A 21,744-nucleotide genomic window follows, 5' to 3' on the forward strand; every position below is an offset into this window, starting at 1 on the left:
CTCCGGCGCGGCCACCTTTGCCAGCGAGCCGCCGAATTTACCCACCGCCGTGCGTGCGGCCGAAACGATCACAATGTCAGTCATTTTCGATTCCTGCATTAAAGAGACTTACCGGGATTGCTGCTTCAAAAAACCACATCTCGCGGCGCATCGACGACACGCTCACGACACATGAATCAGCGTGTCTGTAGACCGTTACACACAGATGACAAAACGGGGAACAAACGCGATAGCGACGCGTACTGATTCAATGAGGTTGGCTAAAACGTATTTGGCATGCGCGGTGCAACGCCTGGACGTCGCAACCGCGCTTTCATTGCCAAAGTCTTGAGGCTAAATGCAATAACAATTATTTCGCGGCGTGAATGACTGCAGCCTCCTGCGTGGCAGGCTGCTGATACGCTTTAGCAGCAATCGAATCGACTTGCGCATCAAATTGTTCGCGCGTCGAGTCAATTGTTTGCTGGGTGAAATTACGAAAAGTCTCGGCGGCATTGCCAAAAGCGGAAAAGGCAGAATTAAACGCTGAAAAATACGGCGCCGACCCTGCGGGCGCGTGCTGCGAGAAGCGTTCTGCCAAAGCCCTGGCACGTTCCTGCTGCGCTTCGGCTTGCGCATGAGCTGCCTGCGTCAATTCGGCCTGGGCATGCGTGGCGATATCGAAAAGCTGACGACCGTATGACAACGCCTTGGCAGCGGCCTGCTGCGAAGCGCTCACATGATGCGTGAACAATTCGACGGGACTGGCGGTTTGCAGCGCGCTCTTGAGCGTCGCTTCGTTTTCCGCCAGCAAGGCGCGCGTAGCCTGGAGATTCAAGGCGACGACCGCTTCGACACTCTTGAAGGCGGGCTGGGTGAATGCGAAAAAAGCCGCGATGCCGGACTGATACTGTGCCCGGAGATGATCGGATGCGAAATCGTTCGTGGACTCGGTCATCGGCTATGCCTCATGGTTAGAAATGCTAAATAGATTGACTAAATCGAGCCGCGCTTCGATGCGGCTCACGAGCACTTCGTCCGACACTGTGCGCAACACGCACACTATCGTGGCAACGCAATTAGACACTTGATTCTAAGCCATCAATTTAACAATTTTGTGCAACACACAATTAGGTGAAAACCCTGAGTCGCCGCAATTCGATTCGGAACGGGTTTATTTCTTGCAGTTGTCAGGCAAATAAAATTACAAATTATGCTCACTGACGCATGCAGGGTCGGATTCGTTCGCGAATGCACTGGAATGCATACGGCGCGAATGATCAATTCGCGTTATACGTTTTAGCCAAGTGAGACTGACAAGCTATCGACTGGTGCGGCCAAGGCGAGCAATTAGCCTTGAGACGCTAATTAATGCCATTTCAATTAAACACGCCCGTATATGGCGCACGGTTCAATCCACTTCATTAAAAAGGATAACGAACCAAATAGAACGCGCGCTTTTCAAAAGCCACCCGGGAGCAAATGCTCATGGACTGCCCGGAACGTGGCCATTGACGGCCATGCCGCACATCGAATTGGGCGTGTCGTGATATTTCGCACGCGTCTGCTCGACCGATCCCGTAAAGCGCGGGTCCTGCCGTCTTTCGTGGCTGTCCATGAAGGCCGCTACGTCCCACGCTTCCTGCGTTGTGCTGTTGTGCTGTTGTGTTCCTGTGAGCAGCCCCAGTATCGCCCGCCTCGCAGCGTTACAATCGCCACAGCCCCGAACCGGCCTGCATATAAACCACGCTGATCCCCACGCTTAACCTTATCGTGACCGAGCATCAACCCGGCCTGACGCCGGGCTTCATTCTGACCCGCCACTGGCGCGACACGCCCACGCACACCGAAGTCGACTTCTGGCTCGCGACGCCCGACGGCCCGCGGCAGTTGCGCCTGCGCCCGCAAACTTCGGTGGCCTTTGTGCCGCAAGCGCAGCGCGAGTCCGCCCAGCGCGTGCTCGAACGCGACAAGGGCGTCGAATGGCGCGAACTCGATCTCAAGGACTTCAGTCAGCGCCCCATCGCGGGCCTCTACGCGCCGCAGTATCGCCAGCTTACGGGCGCGGCGAAGCGCCTGACGAAAGCGGGCGTCGATGTCTACGAAGCCGATATCCAGCCGCCCGAGCGCTACATGATGGAGCGTTTCATCACCGCGCCGGTGCTGTTTCGCGGTGCGGCCGATGAAACCGGCGTGTTGATCGACGGCGAGATGAAGCCTGGCGCCCAATATCGCCCCTCGCTGCGGCTGGTGTCGCTCGACATTGAAACGAGTGCGCAAGGCGAGCTTTATTCGATCGCGCTGGAAGGTTGCGGGCAACGTCAGGTCTATATGCTCGCGCCGCAAAATGGCGACACTGATGCGATCGATTTCGATCTCGCGTACTGCGAGAGCCGCGCGCAGATGCTCGAATGCCTCAACGCCTGGATGGCGCAGCACGATCCCGATGCGATCATCGGCTGGAATCTGGTGCAATTCGATCTGCGCGTGCTGCACGCGCACTCGCAGCAATATGGCGTGCCGCTGCGGCTCGGGCGCGGTGGCGCGGTCATGGAATGGCGCGAGCACAGCATCAACCAGAACCACTATTTCGCTGCGGCGGCGGGACGGCTCATCATCGACGGTATCGAAGCGCTGCGTTCCGCCACCTGGAGCTTCCCTTCGTTCAGCCTCGAATATGTGTCGCAAACGCTGCTGGGCGAAGGCAAGGCCGTCGACAATCCGTATCAGCGCATGGACGAAATCCAGCGCCGTTTCGACGAGGACAAGCCCGCGCTCGCGCGCTACAACCTCAAGGATTGCGAACTTGTCACGCGCATTTTTGAAAAGACCGAATTGATGGCGTTTTTGCTGGAGCGCGCCTCGGTCACGGGCTTGCCCGTCGATCGCAGCGGCGGTTCGGTCGCGGCGTTCACGCATCTGTATTTGCCGCGCATGCACCGGCTCGGCTACGTCGCGCCCAATCTCGGCGATGTGGTGGGCGAGAACAGCCCTGGCGGCTTCGTGATGGACTCGCGGCCCGGCCTCTACGATTCGGTGCTCGTGCTTGATTACAAGAGCCTGTATCCGTCGATCATCCGCACGTTTTTGATCGATCCGGTCGGGCTGATCGAAGGCTTGCGCGCGCCCGACGATGCGCATTCCGTGCCCGGGTTTCTGGGCGCGCGATTCTCGCGCACCCTGCACTGTCTGCCCGACATCGTGCGTCAGGTCGGGGATGGCCGCGAGGCCGCCAAGCGGCAAAAAAATGCGCCGCTTTCGCAGGCGCTGAAGATCATCATGAACGCGTTTTATGGCGTGCTCGGCTCGACGGGTTGCCGCTTTTTCGATCCGCGTCTGGCTTCGTCGATCACCATGCGCGGCCACGAAATCATGCGTCAGACACGCAAACTGATCGAGGCGCAGGGCTACGACGTCATCTACGGCGATACCGATTCAACCTTCGTCTGGCTCAAGCGCGCGCATTCGGAAGAAGATGCCACGCGCACGGGCCGCGAGCTGGTTGCACACGTCAATGCCTGGTGGAAGGCGGAACTGGAAAATCGCTTTGGACTGCAAAGTGCGCTCGAACTGCAATTCGAGCGTCATTACTCGCGCTTTCTGATGCCCACCGTGCGCGGTGCGGAAGAGGGCAGCAAGAAGCGCTATGCCGGTCTTTCGCTGACGAAGGACGGCAGCGAGGAAGTCGTTTTCAAAGGCCTGGAAACGGTGCGCACCGACTGGACGCCGCTTGCGCAGCAATTCCAGCGCGAACTCTACCGGCGCGTCTTCATGCGCGAGCCGCATGCGGATTACGTGCGCGATTACGTGCGGCGCACGCTGGCCGGAGAATTCGACGATCAACTGGTCTTTCGCAAGCGTCTGCGCCGCCCCTTGAGCGACTATCAGCGCAACGTGCCGCCGCATGTGCGCGCCGCGCGCGTGGCCGACGAATACAACCGCGAAAAAGGCCGCCCCTTGCAGTATCAGAACGGCGGCTGGATCAGCTATGTGATGACCACCGTGGGACCGGAGCCCCTCGAAACGCTGAGCGCGCCGCCGGATTACACGTTTTATCTGACGCGTCAGTTGCAGCCCGTCGCCGATGCGATTCTGCCCTTCCTGCGCGAAGCCTTCGAAACGCTGATTTCCGGCCAGGCGAGCCTGTTTTAAAGCGCCGGTTTTAAGCGTTTGCCCCCATCGGGCACGATGCCCTCCTGCTTCGCACCCAGACGCAAGATCGCTATCTCGCGTCAGCGTCGCCTGGAGGCAGCGCCTTCGCGATCTCATCAACGAACACTCGCGTCTTCGCCAGGATCAATGGGTCAGGGCGCATCACCGCATTGATACCGATGTCACGCACCAGATATGGCGCGGCCATCCACGACGGTTTCAAGATTCACTTCTCCAAAGTCGCCAGTCGCGAGCAAAACGCTCGGCTAGCGACGAGAGACGCCGGGATCACGCCCCCACTGCCTACCTGAAAAAGCGCCAGCATGAGCATCCAGTCGCACCGGCGGCCCCGAATCGATGCATCCGGCGCCCGCTCTCGAACGTAACTGCCGGTAATCCCCTGCCATTCAGGCAGCACACCACCAGGAGCCAGGCGATGAAGATACTCATGACGACCATTGCAGCCCTCGTTGCGACTGCAGGCAGCGCGCTGCCCCATGCCGTATGCGCCGCGGGAAATGCGCATAGTGCCGCAACGGCAGGCATGACCTGGCACGGCGATCCGATATCTGGACCGACAAGCCCGTTGCCGCAGGCGCAGCAAGCGCAGCTTGCAGACAAGAAACAGGGGGCAGATACGCCAGCCAATCCTCCGATGATGCAGACGGCACCAGCGAGCACGGGGCAATGAGTGCTCCCGTCTGCTGCATCCGCTTTTCGTAGTCGCACGTATAAGCGTTTGCCATCCCGCTAATGTAATAGCGTCCCGATTCGGGTAAACGCGTTGCGATGGCGCCTTGAGGAGACACTTCATGAATCGAGCTATTGGCATCGCGCTGGCTGCGGCAACGCTGGCATCACTCAGCGCCTGTGGAGGCGGCAATGACGTTACGGCGGCACGGGTCGTGCAACACCCGGAGAATCAGGCAATCTGGTCTGCGCTCGGCGGTGATTCAGCGGCGCCGGCGGCCGTAGCGGGCGTCGTCAACGCCGCGGTCACCGGTCTGCTGGCTGATCCGGTCGAGGCGCCGTATTTTGCGGCGGTATCAGGCAACACCAGTCACAGCAGCGCCGCTCATGACACCCCTGCCCGGCTCGAAGCATGTCTCACGCTGCAGTTCCAATCGCTTCTCGGCGGACCCTACACCTATCCAGGACCCGTCAAGGTTGCCGGCGATACCGACGCCCAACCGGAAATGTGTCAGGACATGACGACCGCTCATAACGACGTTGGCGTTCCTGGCTGCGTATTCGACCAGTTCATGGTGGATCTGGTGGCAACGCTGCAGAACAAGTTGCCCGCCGCCGACTTTGCCGCCTTGACTTCGACGACAAACGGCACGTACGCCCTCACCGAGAAAAACTCCGCCGGCATCCCGGTTGGCACCAAATTCCAGTACAGCGCGGTGCCGACGCTGTTCAACCTGCGCACCACCATCATCACTGCAACACCGGGTGGACCGCTCTATCTGCCGCCGACGGTTGCAACATCATGTTCCAGCTAAGCGCGGCGCGCACTTCGCGCCTCATCCCCGGAATCGCTGCGGCGACGTGCCTGAGCGTCGCTGCGATTGGCTGGATGCACACCCCACAGGGTCGGCAGGTTCTGGCGAAGCTTGGTGTTGGTTGCCCGGTCAACAGCATCGACTCCCATGTCGTGCTGTCGATTCAGCAAAACGCCATCTCGCGTGAACGAGGTTTGACCGCGGCGCCCGATCGACCGGCATTGGGACTGCAGCTTGACCGCAGTACCGAGGCCGAGGTTGCCGAAAAGATGGGGCGCGAAAACGTGCATTGCGACGCACTTTCACGCGGGCTGCACTACCTGCGATGCCGCGGCGTACCCGCGCAGTTGCTCGGCACAAACGGGCCACCCGTGAGCGAACTATGGTTTAGCTTTGGACCGGCGCACACACTGATGGCCATCAATCTGTACCGGCGCAACATGACCGAAACCGAAGCCCGGCAGAGCTGGAAGATTGCGGTTGAAAATCTCCGCAATGCTCTCGGGTTGCCCACATCGACGTCTGGCGACACAAGCCTGACGTCGTTGCTGGAGAAACCGGTTGCGGTCGCAAGGGTGAATTACGCCTATTCTGACTATGTAGCGATAGTCACTGCGTCTCACATGCCCTACGGTGGTCTGGCAGTGCGTGAGCAATATATGTCGGCAAATTCAGCACAATAGAAGCCCGTGCTGATGAACACAGGCCGACGTCACCCATGCGCCAGCCGCTGGCGCATTATCCCTGGATGCTGATTGTCCGGGGCATATTTGAGCAAGCGACGGACGCTTCGCCAGCTCCGTCGCTTCTAGCGCTTGTTACCCGGTGTCAAAGGCACGGCGAGGAGGGTAGACCCTCCCCATCCGCTCACATCGCGTGCGCTGGCTACTGTGACATCGCACCAGACGCAGGATGGTCCATACCCATCGCATCGTGCTTCTTCATCTTGCTGGTTTTTTTCATCGAATCGTGCGACATGCCCTTCTTGCTCATCGTGTCGTGCGACATCGAATCCTTACCCATGGAGTCCTTGCCCATCGCATCCTTGCTCATCGTGTCGTGCGACATCGTATCCTTGCCCATCGTGTCGTTTGCCATCGCGCCGCTTGCCTGCGCAAACGCTGCCGATGCGCCCATTGCCAGTGCCGCTGCGCATACTGCCGTGATGAATCGCTTCATTGCTGATCTCCTTGGTGGGTGAAACTGGCATCCGTGCATGCGGACGCCGAAAACGAAAAAAGTCAGGACCCGCCGAACCAGTTGTAGCCCTGATCGACCCAATAACCGCCCGGGTAGGTATTGGTCACGAAAATTTCGACGATATGCTTCGGGTTTTTGTAGCCGAGCTTGGTCGGCATCCGAAGTTTCATCGGATAGCCGTATTTGGCCGGCAGGCGCTCGCCGTCGTAGTCGAACGTGAGCAAGGTCTGCGGATGCAGCGCGGTCGGCATGTCAATGCTTTCGTAGTAGTCGTCCGCACAACGAAAGCCAACATACTTTGCGGTGGTATCCGCGCCGACGCGGCGCAGAAAATCCGCGAAAGGCGTCCCACCCCAACGTCCGATTGCGCTCCATCCTTCGACACAGATATGCCGCGTAATCTGCTCGGTGCGCGGCAGCGCGTAGAGTTCCGGCAAAGACCAGCTGCGCTTTCCCGTGACCAGCCCAGTGATCTTGAGCCGATAGTCGCTGCCATCGACTTGCGGAACATCGTCGATCCCATAGAACGCGTTGAACGGAAATGGCCGGGTGATCTGCGCTTCGGTATAGGTCGGTGCAAGCCGGCGCGGATCGAACAACAGCGCCTGTGCGCGATCATTCAGCCGCGATACCGCGGTGAGAAGTTGGTTCACCGAATCGTTGTCGGTAATCGAGCAACCCGTCAGCAGCGATAAACCGCCGAGCGTCAGCATCCGCTTGCCAAACAGGCGGCGCGAAGGCATATCCAGTTCGCGGCGCGCGTCGGCGAGAATGGCGTCGCGGTCGAGTGCGAAAGGGCGCGTGTTCTTGATGTTCATGATGTCGGTCCCGGCGAATCAGCGGCCGCGTAGCATGGTTAAAAGCGAGCGCGGCACGAGCGCCACCATCGCGACATGAACAACGACGAATGCAGCCATCACCGACATCGCACAGAAGTGCACGATGCGCGCGTTGTCGTAGCCGCCCATCAGTTCACGCAAGAGCGGAAACTGCACGGACTTCCAGATCGCGAGACCGGACAACACGAGCACGATCAGATCGACGATGACAACGAGATAAGCGAGCTTCTGCACCGCGTTGTAGTGCCGCAAATCGCCATGATCGAGCTTGCCTTTGAGCGCAGCGGCAAGATCGTTCAGTACGGCACGTGGCGAAAGCGGAAGGAACCGGCTGGCGAACCGGCCGCTCGCCAGGTTGAGCCCGAGATAGACGACGCCGTTGAAAACCAGCAGCCACATTGCCGCGAAGTGCCATTGCAGCGCACCGCCGAGCCAGCCTCCCAAAGTGATCGCCGGGGGAATGACGATGCTCGGGAACACGGGGGACGCATCATAAATGCGCCAGCCGGAAAACATCATGATCAGCGCCGCGAATGCGTTGAGCCAATGCGTGATGCGCAGCCACAGCGGGTGAATCCGGGGCGAGCGCCCGAGGGGTTTGTGCGCCGCAGCGAGTTCTGCCTTCAGCGTTTCCATGTCGATCACCATGAAGGTCGGATACGCGTAAGTTCGCTGGGGAAAGTGCGGTGGTTACAGCCGGTTGAAAATTTTTTTAAAGGCGTAATGCGGGACGTTTGCTGTAACCGTTTCCGTCGGGCGAACGAATTAGCCATACCGATGCTTTCTGGAGTCCGTCCATGTTGGCCCGCTCTCTCACTGTGCTCTGTGCTGCAGCCGCTCTCGCATCGCAAGCGTTCGCTGGCGCCTCGCGGCCGGTTGTCGTCGAGCTTTTCACCTCGCAGGGCTGCTCATCATGCCCGCCTGCGGATCGTTTCCTGTCCGAACTGAGCGACACGCGCCCGGAGGTTCTGCCGTTGGCGTTCCATGTCACCTACTGGAACCAGCTTGGCTGGAAGGACCCCTTCTCTTTCAGCGACGCCGATGCGCGTCAGGCCCGCTACGCGCAACTTTTTCGTGACTTCGAATACACGCCGGAAATGGTGATAGACGGCAAGGTTGAGGTGGTGGGCTCCAATCACGTCGCCGCCAGCTCTGCCATAGATCAGGCGACGCGCAACGTCGAATCAGCCGCGACCGTGAATGCCCGGCGTGAAGGCGAACACGTTCTGGTGACCATCGGAGCCGGCAACGGACGTGCGCGTGTCGTGCTGGTGGGCTATGACACGCGACGCGTCACGCCGGTCGGGCGAGGAGAAAATGCCGGGCGCACGCTCACCGAGTCGAACATCGTGCGTGAATACACGCCGATTGGCCAGTGGACCGGAGCGGCGCAGACGTTGAACGCGGCGAGCGTCACGGGTGAACATCTGGCCGTGCTGCTTGAAGCGGGCGACGGAGCGATCCTGGGCGCTGCGCGCGTGGTGGATGCGCCCGACAAACAGTAAGCGTCGCCACGCATGCGCAGCGATTCAGGCGGATGGGTTGTGCGGTGCGGCGTCATCGCGGCGCAGCAGGCGACCCGCGTTGCCGATCACGACGAGCGTGCCCACGTTATGGAGGACCGCGGCGGCCACGGCGCTCAGCGCGCCGAGCGCCGCCAGCGCGATCACCGCCACGGTCCACGCGAGGCCAATCGCGGCATTGGTGGTGGCGATGCGGCGGCAGGCGCGACCAAGGCGGATACAGTCCGGCAGACGGCGCAGATCGTCGGCGAGCAGCACGACATCGGCGCAGGCGACGGCGATATCGACGCCGCGTTCGCCCATCGCCACGCTGGTCGAGCCCGCCTTGATCGCCAGCACATCGTTCAGGCCGTCGCCGACCACGAGCGGATGATGGCCCGCATCGATCTCGGCGAGCACGTAGTCGAGTTTGTCGTGCGGCAGCGCCTGCGCCACCACCGTCTCGATGCCGACTTCGCCCGCCAGCCGCCGCGCCACGCTTTCGCGGTCGCCCGTCACCAGCGCCTCGCGCGTGATGCCGAGCGTGCGCAGATCGTCGAGCGCTGCGCGCGCCTCCACGCGCAGCGTATCGGCAAAGCCGAACCACGCCAGCAGGCGGCCATCGAGCGCGAGTCCCGCGCACGGCCCGTCCATCACAGCGGTCGCAGCGGGCGCGGCGGGCAGCGCGCTCACGTGCTGCGCAAGCAGGTCCGCACGCCCGAGCACGGCGACGCCAGCAGGTGTCTGCGCGATCACGCCGAGGCCTCGTAACTCGCGCGCTTCGGCGAGCGGCTCGATTCCGGAGCTCATCTCCCGCACCAGCGCGCGGCACACCGGATGCGCGCTGCCCAGCGCGAGACGCAGCGCCAGTTCGCGCGCCTGCGCTTCGTCCACGCCGGGCTGCCACAGCGTGTGCGTGAGACGCAGCTCGCCATGCGTGAGCGTGCCGGTCTTGTCGATCACCAGCGAATCGATCTCGGCGATTTTGTCGAGAAACGCGCTGTTGCGAAACAGGATGCCGCGCCGCGCGCCCGCCGCGATCCCCGCGATGGCCGTCGAGGGCGCGGCCAGCACGAGTGCGCACGGGCAGGCCGCGACGATCACCGCGAGCATCGCCTGCGCATTGGCGCTCGCGAACCAGACGATCGCCGCGATCAGCAGCACGAGCGCGAGATACACGTCCATATAGCGTTCGAGCGCCTGCGTGATGGGGGGCTTGGCGGCTTGCGCGCGCTGCATCAGCTCGATCACCTTGCCGAGCGTCGAAGCCTCGCCAACCTGTGTGATCTCCACGCGCAGCGGCCCGTCGAGGTTGATCGCGCCGCCGTAGACGCTCGCGCCCTCGCTTGCGTCCTGCGGCAGCGATTCTCCCGTGATCGGACCGTTGTCGATGCTCGAACGACCCTGGCGCACCACGCCATCGGCGGGAATGCGCGCGCCCGGCGGCACATCGACCAGATCGCCCTGGCGGATCGCCTCGTACGCGACTTCCTCGATCTCGCCCGATTCGCGCACGCGCCGCACCTTGCCCGAGGTCAGACGGCCAAGCGCGCGAATCGCTTCCTGCGAGCCCAGCACGCTGCGCTCTTCGAGCGCGTGGCCGAAGGTCATGACGATGGGCAGCAGCGCCGCGGTGGTCATGTCGCCCACTGCCCACGCCCCCAGCATGGCGAGCGCAATCAGGCGGTCGGTCACGCCATGCAGGCTCGGCGACCTGAGGCTGTGCCACGCGCCCGCGAACACGGGCGGCGCAACCACCAGCGAAGCCGCCGCCGCCAGCAACTGCGCGACGGTCGCGTCGCCGCGCGCACCGGCGGGCGAGAGCCACGGCCACGCGAGCGAGAGCAGCAGCAGGCCGCCCGCGAGCAGCGCCAGCAGCGTGTGGCGCGTGATCGCGCGACGCTCGGCCGCCGACAGCGCGAGCGCGCGGACCTCCTGTTGCTGGCGCGAAGGAGCTTCGTCACGCATATCGGCGCGATGCGTCGCCGCCTCATACGGTGTCGTCATGGCGCGCGCCCCGGCAGCACCAGACTCGACGCGTCGTTCGGGTCCAGCGTGGTGACCCGCGCGGCCTTCGCCAGCACCGCCTGCACACGATCGCGATAGACGCGCGCAACGAGGCCCGGATCGTGGCTGTCGGCCAGCGCCGCTTCGAGCTGCGCGATGGTCGCGGTCTCCGCTTGCGCCTTTGCCACGCGCTCGGCGGCGCTGGCCTGCGCATCCTGGACAATGCGGTCGGCGTTCTGCTGCGCGCCCTGGTGGGTCTTTTCGGCGATGGTGCGGGCTTGTGCGACATCGCGCCCGGCGTTCTGCATCGCGTTCAGCACGGCGTTGAAGGCGTCGATGGCCGATGCCGGAAAGGCGGTCTGCACATCCACGCGCGCCACTTCGATGCCCAGTCCCGCGTGCGCGGCGGCCAGCGCATCCAGATGACGCTGGATCGCGCCGGCCAGATCGCCGCGCAGCTGCTCGCGGCGCACGGCCATCTGCTGGTCGGCGGACACCATTTCGGGGCGAGCGACGAGGATGGCGTCGAGGTCGCGCCGCGCCGCCGTCTCCACCACGGCGGCCGACACCACGCGCTCGATCGCCGCGTCCAGATGCGCGAGCTGCAGCGCGTAGGCATAGGGGTCGCTCACGCGATAGAACAGCGTGGCGCTCAGTTGCACCACGCCGTTGTCGCCGGTGAGCACGTAGCCGGAACCGGCTTCAGCGTCGCTGTCGAGACCGAGGGTCGCCGGTGCGCCGGGATCGCGGTCGAGCGCAATCACGCGATGTTCGAGCACGCGCTGGCTGCCCGGCACGATCTGCACCTCTTCGAAGGGGCGCGGCCACGCCACCAGCAGACCCGCGCCCTGCTCGCGCACATACGCGCCAAAACGCGTGACGACGGCGCTGCTGTCGGCGGGAATGCGGCGCACGTTCGAGGTCGCCCAGGCGAGCGCGGCCACCACCGCCAGCGCTGCGACGAACCAGAACGACAGGCGCACGGTCTGCGCGGCCGGGCCGAGCCGGGGCTGAAAGCCGGGCCGAATTTCAGGTTGAAGTTCAGGTTGAAGTTCGGGTGCGCTCATCGCGTGCGCCCGTGGCTGGGCGCGGGCACGTTGCCGGCCGACGCGCTATTGGCTGGGCCGCCCATGCCCGGCGGCCCCTGCACGAGCGCGCGGAACGGCGCGGTATCGGTGCGCAGGATCAAATTGGTGTTCGTGTTGACCACGGTGCCAAGCGTATCGAGCGAGCGCAGCATCGTGTAAAGCTGCGGATCGGCGGCGTAGCTCTTGCCATAGATCGCCGCGGCGTCCTTGCGCGATTGCGCCTCGATATCGGCGGCTTTCACGTTGGCGTCGGCGATCAGCACGCGCGCGTCGCGGTCGGCGTCCGAGCGGATCTGCGCGGCTTCGCGATTGCCTTCGGCGGTGCGCTGCGCGGCCACGGTTTCGCGTTCGGCGCGCATGCGCTCGACCGTCGCCGCCAGCGTCACGGCCGGCAGCGTCAAACGCTCCAGCCCGACCTGCACCACATGCACGCCGTAAGCGGCATAGACCTGCGCGTCCACCTGGCGGCGCAGCGCCTCTTCGAACGCGCCGATGCGCACCTGGCCGGGATCGGTGTTGACCAGCGAGGCGAGATCGAAACCCGCCGAGGTGGTCTGCAAGGCCGAACCCGCCAGCGAGCGGATCTGCCGCGCGGCTTCGTCGGGTTCGTTGCGCACGGCACGCACGAAGCGGCCGATGTCGTTCGCGTTGGCGGGCACGCGCCACGCCACCCAGGCCTGCACGATGATGCGCAGGCCGTCGCGCGTGCCGACGTCCTGCAGGCCGCTCGATGTCGTGTGCAAGCGCAGGTCGACGGGCACCGCCGCTTCGATGGGCCCGGGCAGCCGCCAGGCCAGGCCCGGTTGCAGCAGCACCCGCACCGGATCGCCGAAACGGGTGACGACCGCCGCTTCGCCCTCGCGCACCTGCACGAAGCTCGCCACCACCAGCGCGACGATCACGCAGAGCGCCGCGAGCGCCACGCGCAGTGCGAAGCGCGGACGGTTCACCGGCGCGCCGGGCTGGCCGTGCGAATGACCCCGATGCCGATGGCCGTGATGGTGATCGCCATCGCGGCCGCCGTGCTCGTGGCCGTGCTCGTGGCCGTGCTCGTGGCCGTGCTCGTGGCCGTGCTTGTGGCCGTGCTTGTGGTCATGTGCATCGCCGTGTGTATGAATGAAACCCACGTTCAGCTCACCTTGCTCAAGATTGATTCGTACCGCGCGCATGCATGGCCGCTTACCACGCGGGCCGCACGCCATTCGCGCTCGTCATGCCTGGCGTCAGCGGCCGCAGATCGAAGGTCGCGCGTGCGCCGCTCGCGAGACGGTCGTCGATGATGGTCAGATTGGCGTTCTGCAGGCCCTTTTGCAGTGCATGCAGGTAGTACTCGAAGCCGAACGCCGGGCCGCCCAGACCGTGGGCGATCACATCGGCGTCGAAGCCTGCCTGTTGCACGCGCGCGGCCGCAAGCGCATCAGCGCCGTTTGCACTGCCCTGCGCGATGGTCTCGATGGCCTGGCGTTGCGCGCCGCCGACCGTCGCTGCCGCGAAACCGCGCGCCTCGACCACGCTCGCCTCGGCGCGAATCTGCGCGGCCTGCACGCCGTGATACGCCGCCGCCGCGCCCGCCGGGGGATGCACGCTTTCGATCACCACCGCCACCACTTCGATGCCGCCAATCGCGCGATCGAGCTCATGCTGGACGACGCCGCGCAGCGTCGCGGCCATCGCGGTCTGCGGCGTGTCGAGCAGCGCGGGCAAGGTGCGCGAGGCGAGATAGCGCACCACTTCGCGGTTCGCGATAGAGCGCACGGTCTGGTCAAGATCGACGGCGCGATAGAGCGCGGCCCGCGCCGCCGCGTCGGACAGGCCGATGCGGTAGTCGAGGCGCACATCGGCGCTGACGATCTGAAACGCCTGTTGATCGCTGCTCGTGCCCGCGATCACCTGAGTGGTTTCCCACGGATGCGCGACGTCCCAGAGGCGATCGAGTTGCGGGGGCGTGCGGCCATCGGCGGAAAGGCTTGCAGGAGCGGGAACGCTGCGCTGGCCCGCGCCGGCATCGTCGCCCGCGCTGCCCGACACGATCAGTTGATGGATCGCGCCGTTGTCGATTACGCGCGCCCGGCCAAACGGCCAGGGCAAGCCGACGTGCAAGCCCGGCTGCCACACCGCGACCGGTGCGCCGAAGCGCTCGTACACCGCGCGCTGATCGGGACCGAGGACCGTCACGCCGCCCAGCAGCCAGCCCGTCAGCAGCATGAGCGCGAGGGTGGCGGGCAGCAGGCGCACGAAGCTTTGCAGCGCCCAGTTCTGGCGCAGGTCGATGCCGTAGCGCGCGCGCAGTTGCGCGTCGAGCGCCGCGAGCGGGCGCGCATGCGGGCGCAGGGTCTGCGCGATCGAGCTGGAAAGCACCCAGCTTTGGCCGGCTTGCGGCATGGGCGCGGAAAACCACGCCCACGCCGCGCGCACGGCAAGCTCGACGGCTACCGCGGCGCTCAAGACGGCGGCGATGCGCACGAGCCAAGTGGGAGATACGCCGGCAAAAGCGCTTAGAGCCAGCGACGCCGCCGCACCCAGCGCCGCGACGAGAAGCACGCGCAGCAGCGCCGCCAGCGCGTTGGAAGCGTTGGAAGCGTTGGAAGCGTTGGAAGCGTTGGAAGCGTTGCGAGTGTTGAACATCGCGGCGAGTTCGCCGTAGTGAGCATGCATGCGCTCGACCAGCAGCACGCCGAAGGCCAGCGCGAAAGCACACGCAAGCGCCACCAGGAGCGGCGCCTGCGGGTTGGCGGCATCGGCCTGAAAAGCGGGACGCTGCCATGCGAGCATGGCCAAAGCGAGCGAAACCAGTGCAAGCAGCGGCGCGACAACGGGCCGCCATGGCAAGGACCGCAGGAGCGCGTGGGCGCCAGGCGCATCAGACGTATCAGACGTATCAGACGTATCAGACGCGTCGGGCGCGTCGGCCTGGGAACGCGCGGCCTCCGGTTTAGCGTCCCTGCTTTTACCTTTATCGTTTTTGCGCTTGCCGGTGTCATGCCGCAAAGCCAGCCGCGCGAAACCCGACAGCGTCTTCCAGAGCGGCACACGTTCAGCGGCCACCACCGTGATGCGCTCGACATATAGCCGTGTGCCGATCACGGCGATCAGAACATCGAGACTCGCACTCGCCAGCACCGCGCCCCAGCGCGCATCGAAGGGCAGCCCCGGCGCGAGCGCCAGCACGCCGCCCAGCACGGCCAGCCCCAATGCGCAGACGCCCAGTCGGGTCTCGCCCGCCCGGCCAGCGAACCACCCATGAGCTTCGGGATTCTCGCGCGCAGCGCGCTGCACCATCAGGGCTCCTTACAGGGAATTTACGACGATCGCATAAGCATGACGCGCCCGGCGCGGCGTGGCCCAGGCGCGCCCCAATGTAGCGCGCTCGATTCGGAAACTCAACCTTGGTGCGCGCGGGCGGCCTGTGGGGCGGGCGCTCCACGCCCGCACCGATGCGCAGGGAATCGGCGCACAATAGACCGCACCACGCGCAAACCGGCCAGGGCAGAACTCCGGCAACGCGCCAGTCCCACGACGCATACCAGGACGCATACAAGGACGTAACGCGCTACCCATGGACGGCTTGCTGATCGCACCGGCGACCCGCAGGCAGGCGCTCATCGCCAGCGCCTGCGCGCTCGCGATATTGCTCACGCTCGCGCTGGCCGCGCCGCGCGCGCACGAGCCGCTGCCCGCCATCGCTGCGTTCATGCCGATGTGCGCGCTCACCGTGTTCACCACCTCGGGCATCGCGGCCTTTCTGCTGGGCGCGCGTTTCGCGGCCACGCGCATGCCCATGCTCGGCGCGCTCGGCGGCGCGTATGCGTTCACGGCCATCGCGGTGGCGCTGCAGTTACTGATGTTTCCTGGCGTCTTCACGCGCAACGGTCTGCTGGGCGCGGGGCCGCACAGCGCCGCGTGGATGTGGATCTTCTGGCATGCGGGCTTTGCACTGCTGGTGATCGTCGCCGAACTGGTGCGCACGCGCGCATCGGCCGATACGCCCACGCCCGTGCAACCCCGCGCCAGTGTCGCGCGCGGCTGGCTGCTGATCGCCGCGCCCGCGGCGCTCGCGGCGCTGCTTGGCCTGCTGGTCACGCAGATCGATCTGGTGCAGCCGTGGCGCGCATCAACCGCCGCGCCGCTGCCGTCGCCGACACCGGGGCTCGCCGCGCACTTCGCGGCCAACCTCGCGGGCCTCGCGATCTGCGCGCTCAACCTCGCGGCCATCGCCGTGGTGCTGCTCAAGGGGCGCCTGCGCCTCGTGCTCGATTTGTGGATCGTCGTCGCGCTGCTCGCCTCGTTCGTCGACGCCGCGCTCAATACCTTGAGCATCGAACGCTTCACGCTCGGCTGGTATGTCGCGCGCGTGTTCAGCATGCTCGCGCCGGGCGTGCTGGTGTGCGTGCTGGTCTGGGAAGTCAGCGCGCTCTATCGGCAACTTGCGGAAGTGCATGCCTCGCTCGTGCGCACGTCGGCGCGCGATGCGCTTACACGCGTGTACAACCGCAGCTACTTCGACACGCAGTTCCTGCTTGCCTGCGAGCGCGCCGCCCAGCAGGCCCAGCCGCTTTCGCTGGTGATGTTCGACGTCGATCACTTCAAGCGCTACAACGACGCTTACGGCCATCTGCAGGGCGACGCGTGTCTGGCCGCCGTGGCCGGCGCGCTCGCGCGCATGCAGCGGCCCGGCGATTTCGTGGCGCGCTACGGCGGCGAGGAATTCGCGCTGGTGCTGCCCGATACGGATGCACAGGAAGCGTATGCGATCGCCGGGCGCGCCCGCGAAGCCGTCGTGGAACTCATGATCCCCACCCCCGCGGCGGGAGGACAGATCACGGTGAGCGCGGGCTGCGCCACCAGCGGTCTGGCGGACGTGACGGTCACGCCCACTGCGCTGATCGAAGCCGCCGACGCCGCGCTTTATGCGGCCAAGCGCGCAGGCCGCAATCGCGTGGCAATAGCGGATTCGAACGGAGCGGATTCGGTGGCGTCGTCGCTATCGTCCTGAGCTGCTCGGGTTCAGTGCTCAAGCACTTCAATGTGCGCGAGTTCCGCACACGCTTCGGCCACCACGGTTTGCCAGTCGCCTAATACCTTCTGGCGGAACAGGCGCATCGACGGATAAAGCGGCGTCGTGCGTTGCGCGGCGTCGCCCCAGCGCCAGTCGTGCACGCGTGCACGCGTGCACGCGCGCGAGCAGCGTCCATACGGGCACATCGAGCGCGCCGCACAGATGCGCGGGCGCGGAATCGATAGTGATCACCAGATCGAGCTGCATGACGATATCGGCCAGATCGGCAAAGGAGCGGATTGACCGCGCGGCGTCCACGACGTCGTGGCGCGCCAGAATCGCGCGCTCCGCTTCGGTCAGCGCGCCAAACTGAAGCGAGAAAAACCGGCTGTGCGGATCGGCGAGCAAGGGCGCCAGCGTAGCCAGCTCCATCGAGCGGAACGGCTCGTGGCGGCACTGCAGCCACGTCGCGTTGGTACTGCGCCAGACGATGCCGATTTTTCGCCTGCCGGGCTGCGGCGCGACGTGAACCGGCGTCTTTCGCGGCCGCCCCCCGCCGCGACTCGTTCGCCCCGTCGGCGCGCCCTCGTTTATTGCGCCACCGGCCCCGACCCAGCCGGCAAATGGGCAAGCGGATCGACCGCATGGCTGCCCTTGCGCATTTCGAATTGCAGCAACGCCTGGCCGCTGTTGCGCGTGCCCATCTCGGCGATGGTCATCCCTTGCGTTACCGCATCGCCTTCGTGAACGAGGAGCTTGCGATTGTTGCCGTAGGCGGTGACATAGCCGCCGTCGTGCTTGACGATGACCATCAGGCCATAGGATTTGATGCCGTCGCCGGCGTAGACCACCCGCCCCGCCGCGACAGCCTTGATCGGCATGCCCGCACGCCCGGCGATCTCGATGCCGCGCGCGTTATCCACGCCGAATTCGTGCACCACCATGCCGCTCACGGGCCAGATGAAGGCTGTGTCGTGTGCCGATGTTGGCGAAGGCAAGGGCGCTGCCGTTGCAACGCCCGGCGTCGTGCGCTGCAACGCGGTCCAATCCGGCGGCGCCACGCGCAACAGCTTCGCCACCGGCAGGATCGAACCCGGCGCGAGGCCGTTCCAGCCTGCGATGTCGTCCGGCTTGCGCCCGAAACCATACGCAATGCTGTCGAGCGTATCGCCCGGTTGCACGCAGTAATAGCCCGCGATGGCGTTGCTGCAACTCGCCGCGAGGAACGTCGTGTCCGCCTCGCCCTGAAATGCGCAGCCCGCAAGCGCAGCGCTTGCGGCAAGCAGGCCGCTGCATGCAGCGCGGCTCCATCGCGTACCCATGCTCGATCTCATTAATTCGTCATCCTGCATTTATCGTTGAGCCGGGAATTATGAAAGACGCGCGCCGATTCCTATCCTGGTAATCGCGGTTGATGCGAGGTCATGGCGGTATCGGGCGCGCTCGGCGATCGCAGTCGCGCCGCTCAGGGCTTGAAATCGGCGGAGTCGAGCGGCTGGGAACGGTCGGCCACGGAATCGGCGGTGTGGCGCGCGTGGCGGGCAGTGTGCTGGGGCTTGTGATGCTTGCTGCGGTGATGGCCATATTGCGACGACGTGCTGGCGGGCTGAGCGAATGCGGCGGAACAGGCGAGCACGGCAAGCGTGGCGATGAGAATGCGTTTCATGGCGGTCCCTGATGAGTGCGGGTTGAAAATCGACCAACTGACCAACTGGCTGGTCGTCCCGCATAAACGCCACCTTCGCGCCGCCGTTGACGACGCCGACTCAGTCCTGACAATCCTTTACAACACTGCCGCAAAGCTGGTCAGAACACGCCGAGCAGCAGCCCTGCCGCAAGGCCCGCGCCCAGTTCGGCGCAACGCGCGAGATCGTTCGCGCCGATGGTTTTGGGCGCGAGGATGCGCTCGGGCGTCTGCGCATGCGTGCAGACGATCAGGCCATCGGCAACGGGCTTGAGCCGCCAGCCCGTTGCGATGCGTTCGAGCTGACGCAGCGCGTTCTGGCCGTCGCTGCCCGCGCAGATCATGGCCGCATACGGGCGGCCGTTCAGGCGATCGAGCACCGGGTAATAGCAGCGGTCGAAGAAGTCCTTCATGAGTCCGGCGATCGCCGCGAGGTTTTCAGGCGTGGCGAACAGATAGCCGTCGGCGGCGAGCAGGTCGGCAGGCTGTGTCTCGTGGGCGCGTTGCAGTCTGATCGCGAGGCCGGGCGCGCCGGCGTGCTCTTGCGCCTGCTGGTGTGCGGCGCGGGCCGCCGCTTCGGCCATCTGCTGCGTGCCTCCGGTCATCGTGTGATAGACGATCAACAGCGTCTTCATGCGTGAGGGCCTTGTTCGAGCCAGCAGCCGGGATGGCGCGCCGCGCGCAGCGATCATACCGCCCGCACGGTTCACGTACGGTTTCGCGTACCATGCGCTCATGCCTACCTACATCGCTCTGCTGCGTGCCGTGAACGTCGGCGGCACCGGCAAACTGCCCATGCCGCAACTGCGCGCGATGGGCGAAGCACTCGGCTTCGCCAATGTGCGCACCTATATCGCCAGCGGCAATGTCGTGTTCGAAAGCCCGCTTGCGGCAACAAGCGTCAAGAAGCAGCTCGAACAGAGTCTTCAAGCGTACGCCGGCAAGCCCGTGGGCGTGCTGCTGCGCAACGCCAGAGAAATGGCCGCCGTGCTCGCGGACAACCCGTTCGCCGATGCCCCGCCCGAACGCACCGTCGCGATCTTCCTGGACGCCGCGCCTCCCGCCGATGCGCTCGACAGGCTCAGCGGCCAGGGCACCGAGCAGCTTGCGCTCGGCAAGCATGAAATCTACGTGTTTTACCCCGACGGCATTGGCCGCTCGAAGCTCAGGATTGCCGCGGCGAAAGACGGCACGGCGCGCAACATGAACACCGTGGCGGCACTCGCGCAATGGGCGGCGCAATAATCACGTTCGAGCACAATCAAGCAGCATCACCCACGCCGCATCGCCCGCAGCATGAATGTCACGCAACGCGCCTACGATGATTCGTTTCTTTCGAGGAGACGTGAAAGATGTCGCTTCCTTATGGCTACGCGAAGGGCAAGATCGTGACCGCGCCGCAACTCAAGGCCACGCGGCGGCCCCATGAAGTGCAGTACCACCTGCACTTCGGCGTCTCGGTGGCGGGCGCGCAATGGGATGTCGCGGTGAACGTCGGCACCACCGACGCGGACGACCTGCTCAAATACAAGCTGCTGTTCGATTTTCGCCATGCGGTACTGGCAACGCTCAAGGAGGCTGCCTCGGGTTCGCAGGACCTGACAGGCCAGGCCGCGTTGCCCGCAATCGACTTCCAGCGCAGCGATTTTCTCGACAATACCGGCAAATGGCGCGACAGCGACGTGATGGACGGCACCGACAATGTCGAGCCCGTCGCCACGCTCCAGCGTCTGTTGCAGCGCGCGCAGCAGGGCGGCAACGACGTCTACGTATTCGGGCGCTTCTACAGCGAAGGCGATGGCGTTCACGACGTCCACATGAACCAGGGGTCGAAGGGCGCGTTCATCCACCGTCCCGGCGACGACAGCAACGATCACAACGACATCTGGCAGGACGGCGCACTGCTCGTCGATCTGGGCGAGCCGCAATGGGCGCTCTACGTCGCGGCGTTCGACCAGCAATATGTGCCCACCGACGATCTGGGCAATCCCACGGCGGATTCGAAGCCGATTTCGTGATCGCTTCGTGATGGCTGCGCGTGCTCGATCCGCTTATTCGAGTGTGGCGAGCGCGCGCTTGAGGGCCTGCACGGCGCTCACCGATGTGATCCCCTGACGCGCGGGGAAAAATCCCAGATCGACACCCCTGGCATCGTCGTGCGCGAGCGTTTCGCGGCACGACGCGTGCACTTCCAGCACGCCTGACTCGCGCACGATGCGTGCGACCTGCATCGCCGATACCCCGCTGCCCGCCATGATGCCGATACGGCCAGCCGACTGCCGCACCAGCGCGCCGAGCGCCGCCAGCCCCTCTTCGGCGCGCGCTGCACCGCCTGAAGTCAGCACACGCTCGAAACCCAGCGCGATGGCCGCTTCGAGAGCGCTCGCAGGATCGGGAACGAGATCGAAGACTCGGTGCAGCGTCGCGCCGAGCCCTGTCGCATGAGCGCGCAGTTTCTCCAGCAACGCCACGTCGAGCGCGCCATCGGGCAAGGCCGCGCCCAATACCACGCCCGCGAGACCCGCAGTGCGCACCGCGTCGATCTCCGCCAGCATCGCGCTTGCGTCGGCGGGCGTCCAGACGAAGGAGCGCGCATGCGGACGGATCATCGCGTAGATGGGTATCGGAGCGCGCGACGCCGCCGCGATCAGCCCAGGCGTGGGCGTGAGTCCACCCAGATCGAGCGCGGAACACAATTCGATCCTGTCCGCGCCGCCGGCGATGGCGGCCTCCAGTGCGTCGACGCTGTCGACGCAGACTTCGAGCAAGACGGGCATGGTGGTCCTTCTGGT

The 21,744-nt window shown here is 64.8% G+C and carries 21 protein-coding genes and 1 pseudogene; 8 read left to right on the forward strand and 14 right to left on the reverse strand.

Features of this window, described 5'->3' with window-relative positions; all coding sequences use genetic code 11:
* Positions 1-349: 349 nt before the first annotated feature.
* Positions 350-937, reverse strand: a complete 588-nt coding sequence (gene phaP / locus F4827_RS30545; protein WP_183731598.1) for a TIGR01841 family phasin — start codon at positions 935-937, stop codon at positions 350-352.
* Positions 938-1,465: 528 nt separating this feature from the next.
* Positions 1,466-1,630, reverse strand: a pseudogene (locus F4827_RS30550) (cytochrome C); the annotation flags it as partial.
* Positions 1,631-1,752: 122 nt separating this feature from the next.
* Between F4827_RS30550 and F4827_RS30555 the strand changes: the two are divergent.
* The 4 genes from F4827_RS30555 (at position 1,753) to F4827_RS30575 (ending at position 6,319) form a co-directional block, all read left to right on the forward strand.
* Positions 1,753-4,131, forward strand: coding sequence for a DNA polymerase II (locus F4827_RS30555; RefSeq protein WP_311674917.1), 2,379 nt, complete (start codon positions 1,753-1,755; stop codon positions 4,129-4,131).
* 436 nt (positions 4,132-4,567) lie between these two features.
* Entirely contained in the window at positions 4,568-4,822 is a 255-nt protein-coding gene (locus F4827_RS30565; RefSeq protein WP_183731604.1) for a hypothetical protein, read from the forward strand.
* 121 nt (positions 4,823-4,943) lie between these two features.
* Entirely contained in the window at positions 4,944-5,636 is a 693-nt protein-coding gene (locus F4827_RS30570; RefSeq protein ID WP_183731608.1) for a hypothetical protein, read from the forward strand.
* Positions 5,624-6,319, forward strand: a complete 696-nt coding sequence (locus tag F4827_RS30575) for a hypothetical protein (protein ID WP_183731611.1) — start codon at positions 5,624-5,626, stop codon at positions 6,317-6,319. The genes F4827_RS30570 and F4827_RS30575 overlap by 13 nt, the downstream gene beginning before the upstream one ends.
* A gap of 202 nt (positions 6,320-6,521) precedes the next feature.
* Here the strand turns inward: F4827_RS30575 and F4827_RS30580 are convergent, their stop codons facing one another.
* The 3 genes from F4827_RS30580 to F4827_RS30590 form a co-directional block, all read right to left on the reverse strand.
* Positions 6,522-6,815 (reverse strand): pentapeptide MXKDX repeat protein, encoded by a 294-nt coding sequence (locus F4827_RS30580; RefSeq protein WP_183731614.1) that lies wholly within the window; start codon positions 6,813-6,815, stop codon positions 6,522-6,524.
* Positions 6,816-6,877: 62 nt separating this feature from the next.
* Positions 6,878-7,654, reverse strand: a complete 777-nt coding sequence (locus F4827_RS30585) for a molybdopterin-dependent oxidoreductase (protein WP_183731617.1) — start codon at positions 7,652-7,654, stop codon at positions 6,878-6,880.
* An 18-nt stretch (positions 7,655-7,672) separates the two neighbouring features.
* Positions 7,673-8,311 (reverse strand): cytochrome b/b6 domain-containing protein, encoded by a 639-nt coding sequence (locus tag F4827_RS30590; protein ID WP_183731621.1) that lies wholly within the window; start codon positions 8,309-8,311, stop codon positions 7,673-7,675.
* 161 nt (positions 8,312-8,472) lie between these two features.
* Here F4827_RS30590 and F4827_RS30595 point away from each other — a divergent pair, with 161 nt between their 5' ends.
* Entirely contained in the window at positions 8,473-9,180 is a 708-nt protein-coding gene (locus F4827_RS30595; protein ID WP_183731625.1) for a thioredoxin family protein, read from the forward strand.
* Between the two features lie 24 nt (positions 9,181-9,204).
* Here F4827_RS30595 and F4827_RS30600 read toward each other — a convergent pair whose 3' ends face one another.
* The 4 genes from F4827_RS30600 to F4827_RS30615 are packed head-to-tail and all read right to left on the reverse strand — an operon-like array spanning position 9,205 to position 15,551.
* Positions 9,205-11,184 (reverse strand): cation-translocating P-type ATPase, encoded by a 1,980-nt coding sequence (locus F4827_RS30600; RefSeq protein WP_260175490.1) that lies wholly within the window; start codon positions 11,182-11,184, stop codon positions 9,205-9,207.
* A complete protein-coding gene (locus tag F4827_RS30605; protein WP_183731628.1) occupies positions 11,181-12,251 on the reverse strand; it encodes an SPFH domain-containing protein in 1,071 nt (356 codons plus the stop codon). Before F4827_RS30605 ends, F4827_RS30600 begins: the two co-directional genes overlap by 4 nt.
* Positions 12,248-13,441: a protease modulator HflC gene (hflC, locus tag F4827_RS30610; protein WP_183731631.1), complete on the reverse strand. Its 1,194-nt coding sequence runs from the start codon at positions 13,439-13,441 to the stop codon at positions 12,248-12,250. Before hflC ends, F4827_RS30605 begins: the two co-directional genes overlap by 4 nt.
* Before the next feature lie 10 nt (positions 13,442-13,451).
* Entirely contained in the window at positions 13,452-15,551 is a 2,100-nt protein-coding gene (locus F4827_RS30615) for an SPFH domain-containing protein (RefSeq protein ID WP_260175491.1), read from the reverse strand.
* Positions 15,552-15,828: 277 nt separating this feature from the next.
* Between F4827_RS30615 and F4827_RS30620 the strand changes: the two genes are divergently transcribed.
* Positions 15,829-17,265: a GGDEF domain-containing protein gene (locus F4827_RS30620; RefSeq protein WP_183731634.1), complete on the forward strand. Its 1,437-nt coding sequence runs from the start codon at positions 15,829-15,831 to the stop codon at positions 17,263-17,265.
* Between the two features lie 27 nt (positions 17,266-17,292).
* Here F4827_RS30620 and F4827_RS34985 read toward each other — a convergent pair whose 3' ends face one another.
* The 4 genes from F4827_RS34985 to F4827_RS30640 form a co-directional block, all read right to left on the reverse strand.
* Entirely contained in the window at positions 17,293-17,700 is a 408-nt protein-coding gene (locus F4827_RS34985; protein ID WP_221303877.1) for a glycosyltransferase family 9 protein, read from the reverse strand.
* Positions 17,701-17,858: 158 nt separating this feature from the next.
* Positions 17,859-18,590 (reverse strand): peptidoglycan DD-metalloendopeptidase family protein, encoded by a 732-nt coding sequence (locus F4827_RS30630; protein ID WP_183731637.1) that lies wholly within the window; start codon positions 18,588-18,590, stop codon positions 17,859-17,861.
* 143 nt (positions 18,591-18,733) lie between these two features.
* Positions 18,734-18,934: a hypothetical protein gene (locus F4827_RS30635; protein WP_183731640.1), complete on the reverse strand. Its 201-nt coding sequence runs from the start codon at positions 18,932-18,934 to the stop codon at positions 18,734-18,736.
* A gap of 140 nt (positions 18,935-19,074) precedes the next feature.
* Positions 19,075-19,587 carry a flavodoxin family protein gene (locus F4827_RS30640; protein WP_183731643.1) on the reverse strand — a complete coding sequence of 171 codons (513 nt, stop codon included), beginning with the start codon at positions 19,585-19,587 and terminating at the stop codon, positions 19,075-19,077.
* Positions 19,588-19,687: 100 nt separating this feature from the next.
* Here F4827_RS30640 and F4827_RS30645 point away from each other — a divergent pair, with 100 nt between their 5' ends.
* Both F4827_RS30645 and F4827_RS30650 read left to right on the forward strand, forming a co-directional pair.
* Complete coding sequence (locus F4827_RS30645) at positions 19,688-20,197, forward strand: DUF1697 domain-containing protein (protein ID WP_183731646.1); 510 nt, start codon at positions 19,688-19,690, stop codon at positions 20,195-20,197.
* Positions 20,198-20,304: 107 nt separating this feature from the next.
* A complete protein-coding gene (locus F4827_RS30650; protein WP_183731649.1) occupies positions 20,305-20,970 on the forward strand; it encodes a DUF2278 family protein in 666 nt (221 codons plus the stop codon).
* Positions 20,971-21,003: 33 nt separating this feature from the next.
* On the opposite strand, the gene F4827_RS30655 is transcribed toward F4827_RS30650, so the two are convergent.
* Positions 21,004-21,729 carry a copper homeostasis protein CutC gene (locus F4827_RS30655; protein ID WP_183731652.1) on the reverse strand — a complete coding sequence of 242 codons (726 nt, stop codon included), beginning with the start codon at positions 21,727-21,729 and terminating at the stop codon, positions 21,004-21,006.
* Between the last annotated feature and the right edge of the window lie 15 nt (positions 21,730-21,744).

This window comes from Paraburkholderia bannensis, from assembly GCF_014200455.1.
Lineage (GTDB): Bacteria > Pseudomonadota > Gammaproteobacteria > Burkholderiales > Burkholderiaceae > Paraburkholderia > Paraburkholderia bannensis_A.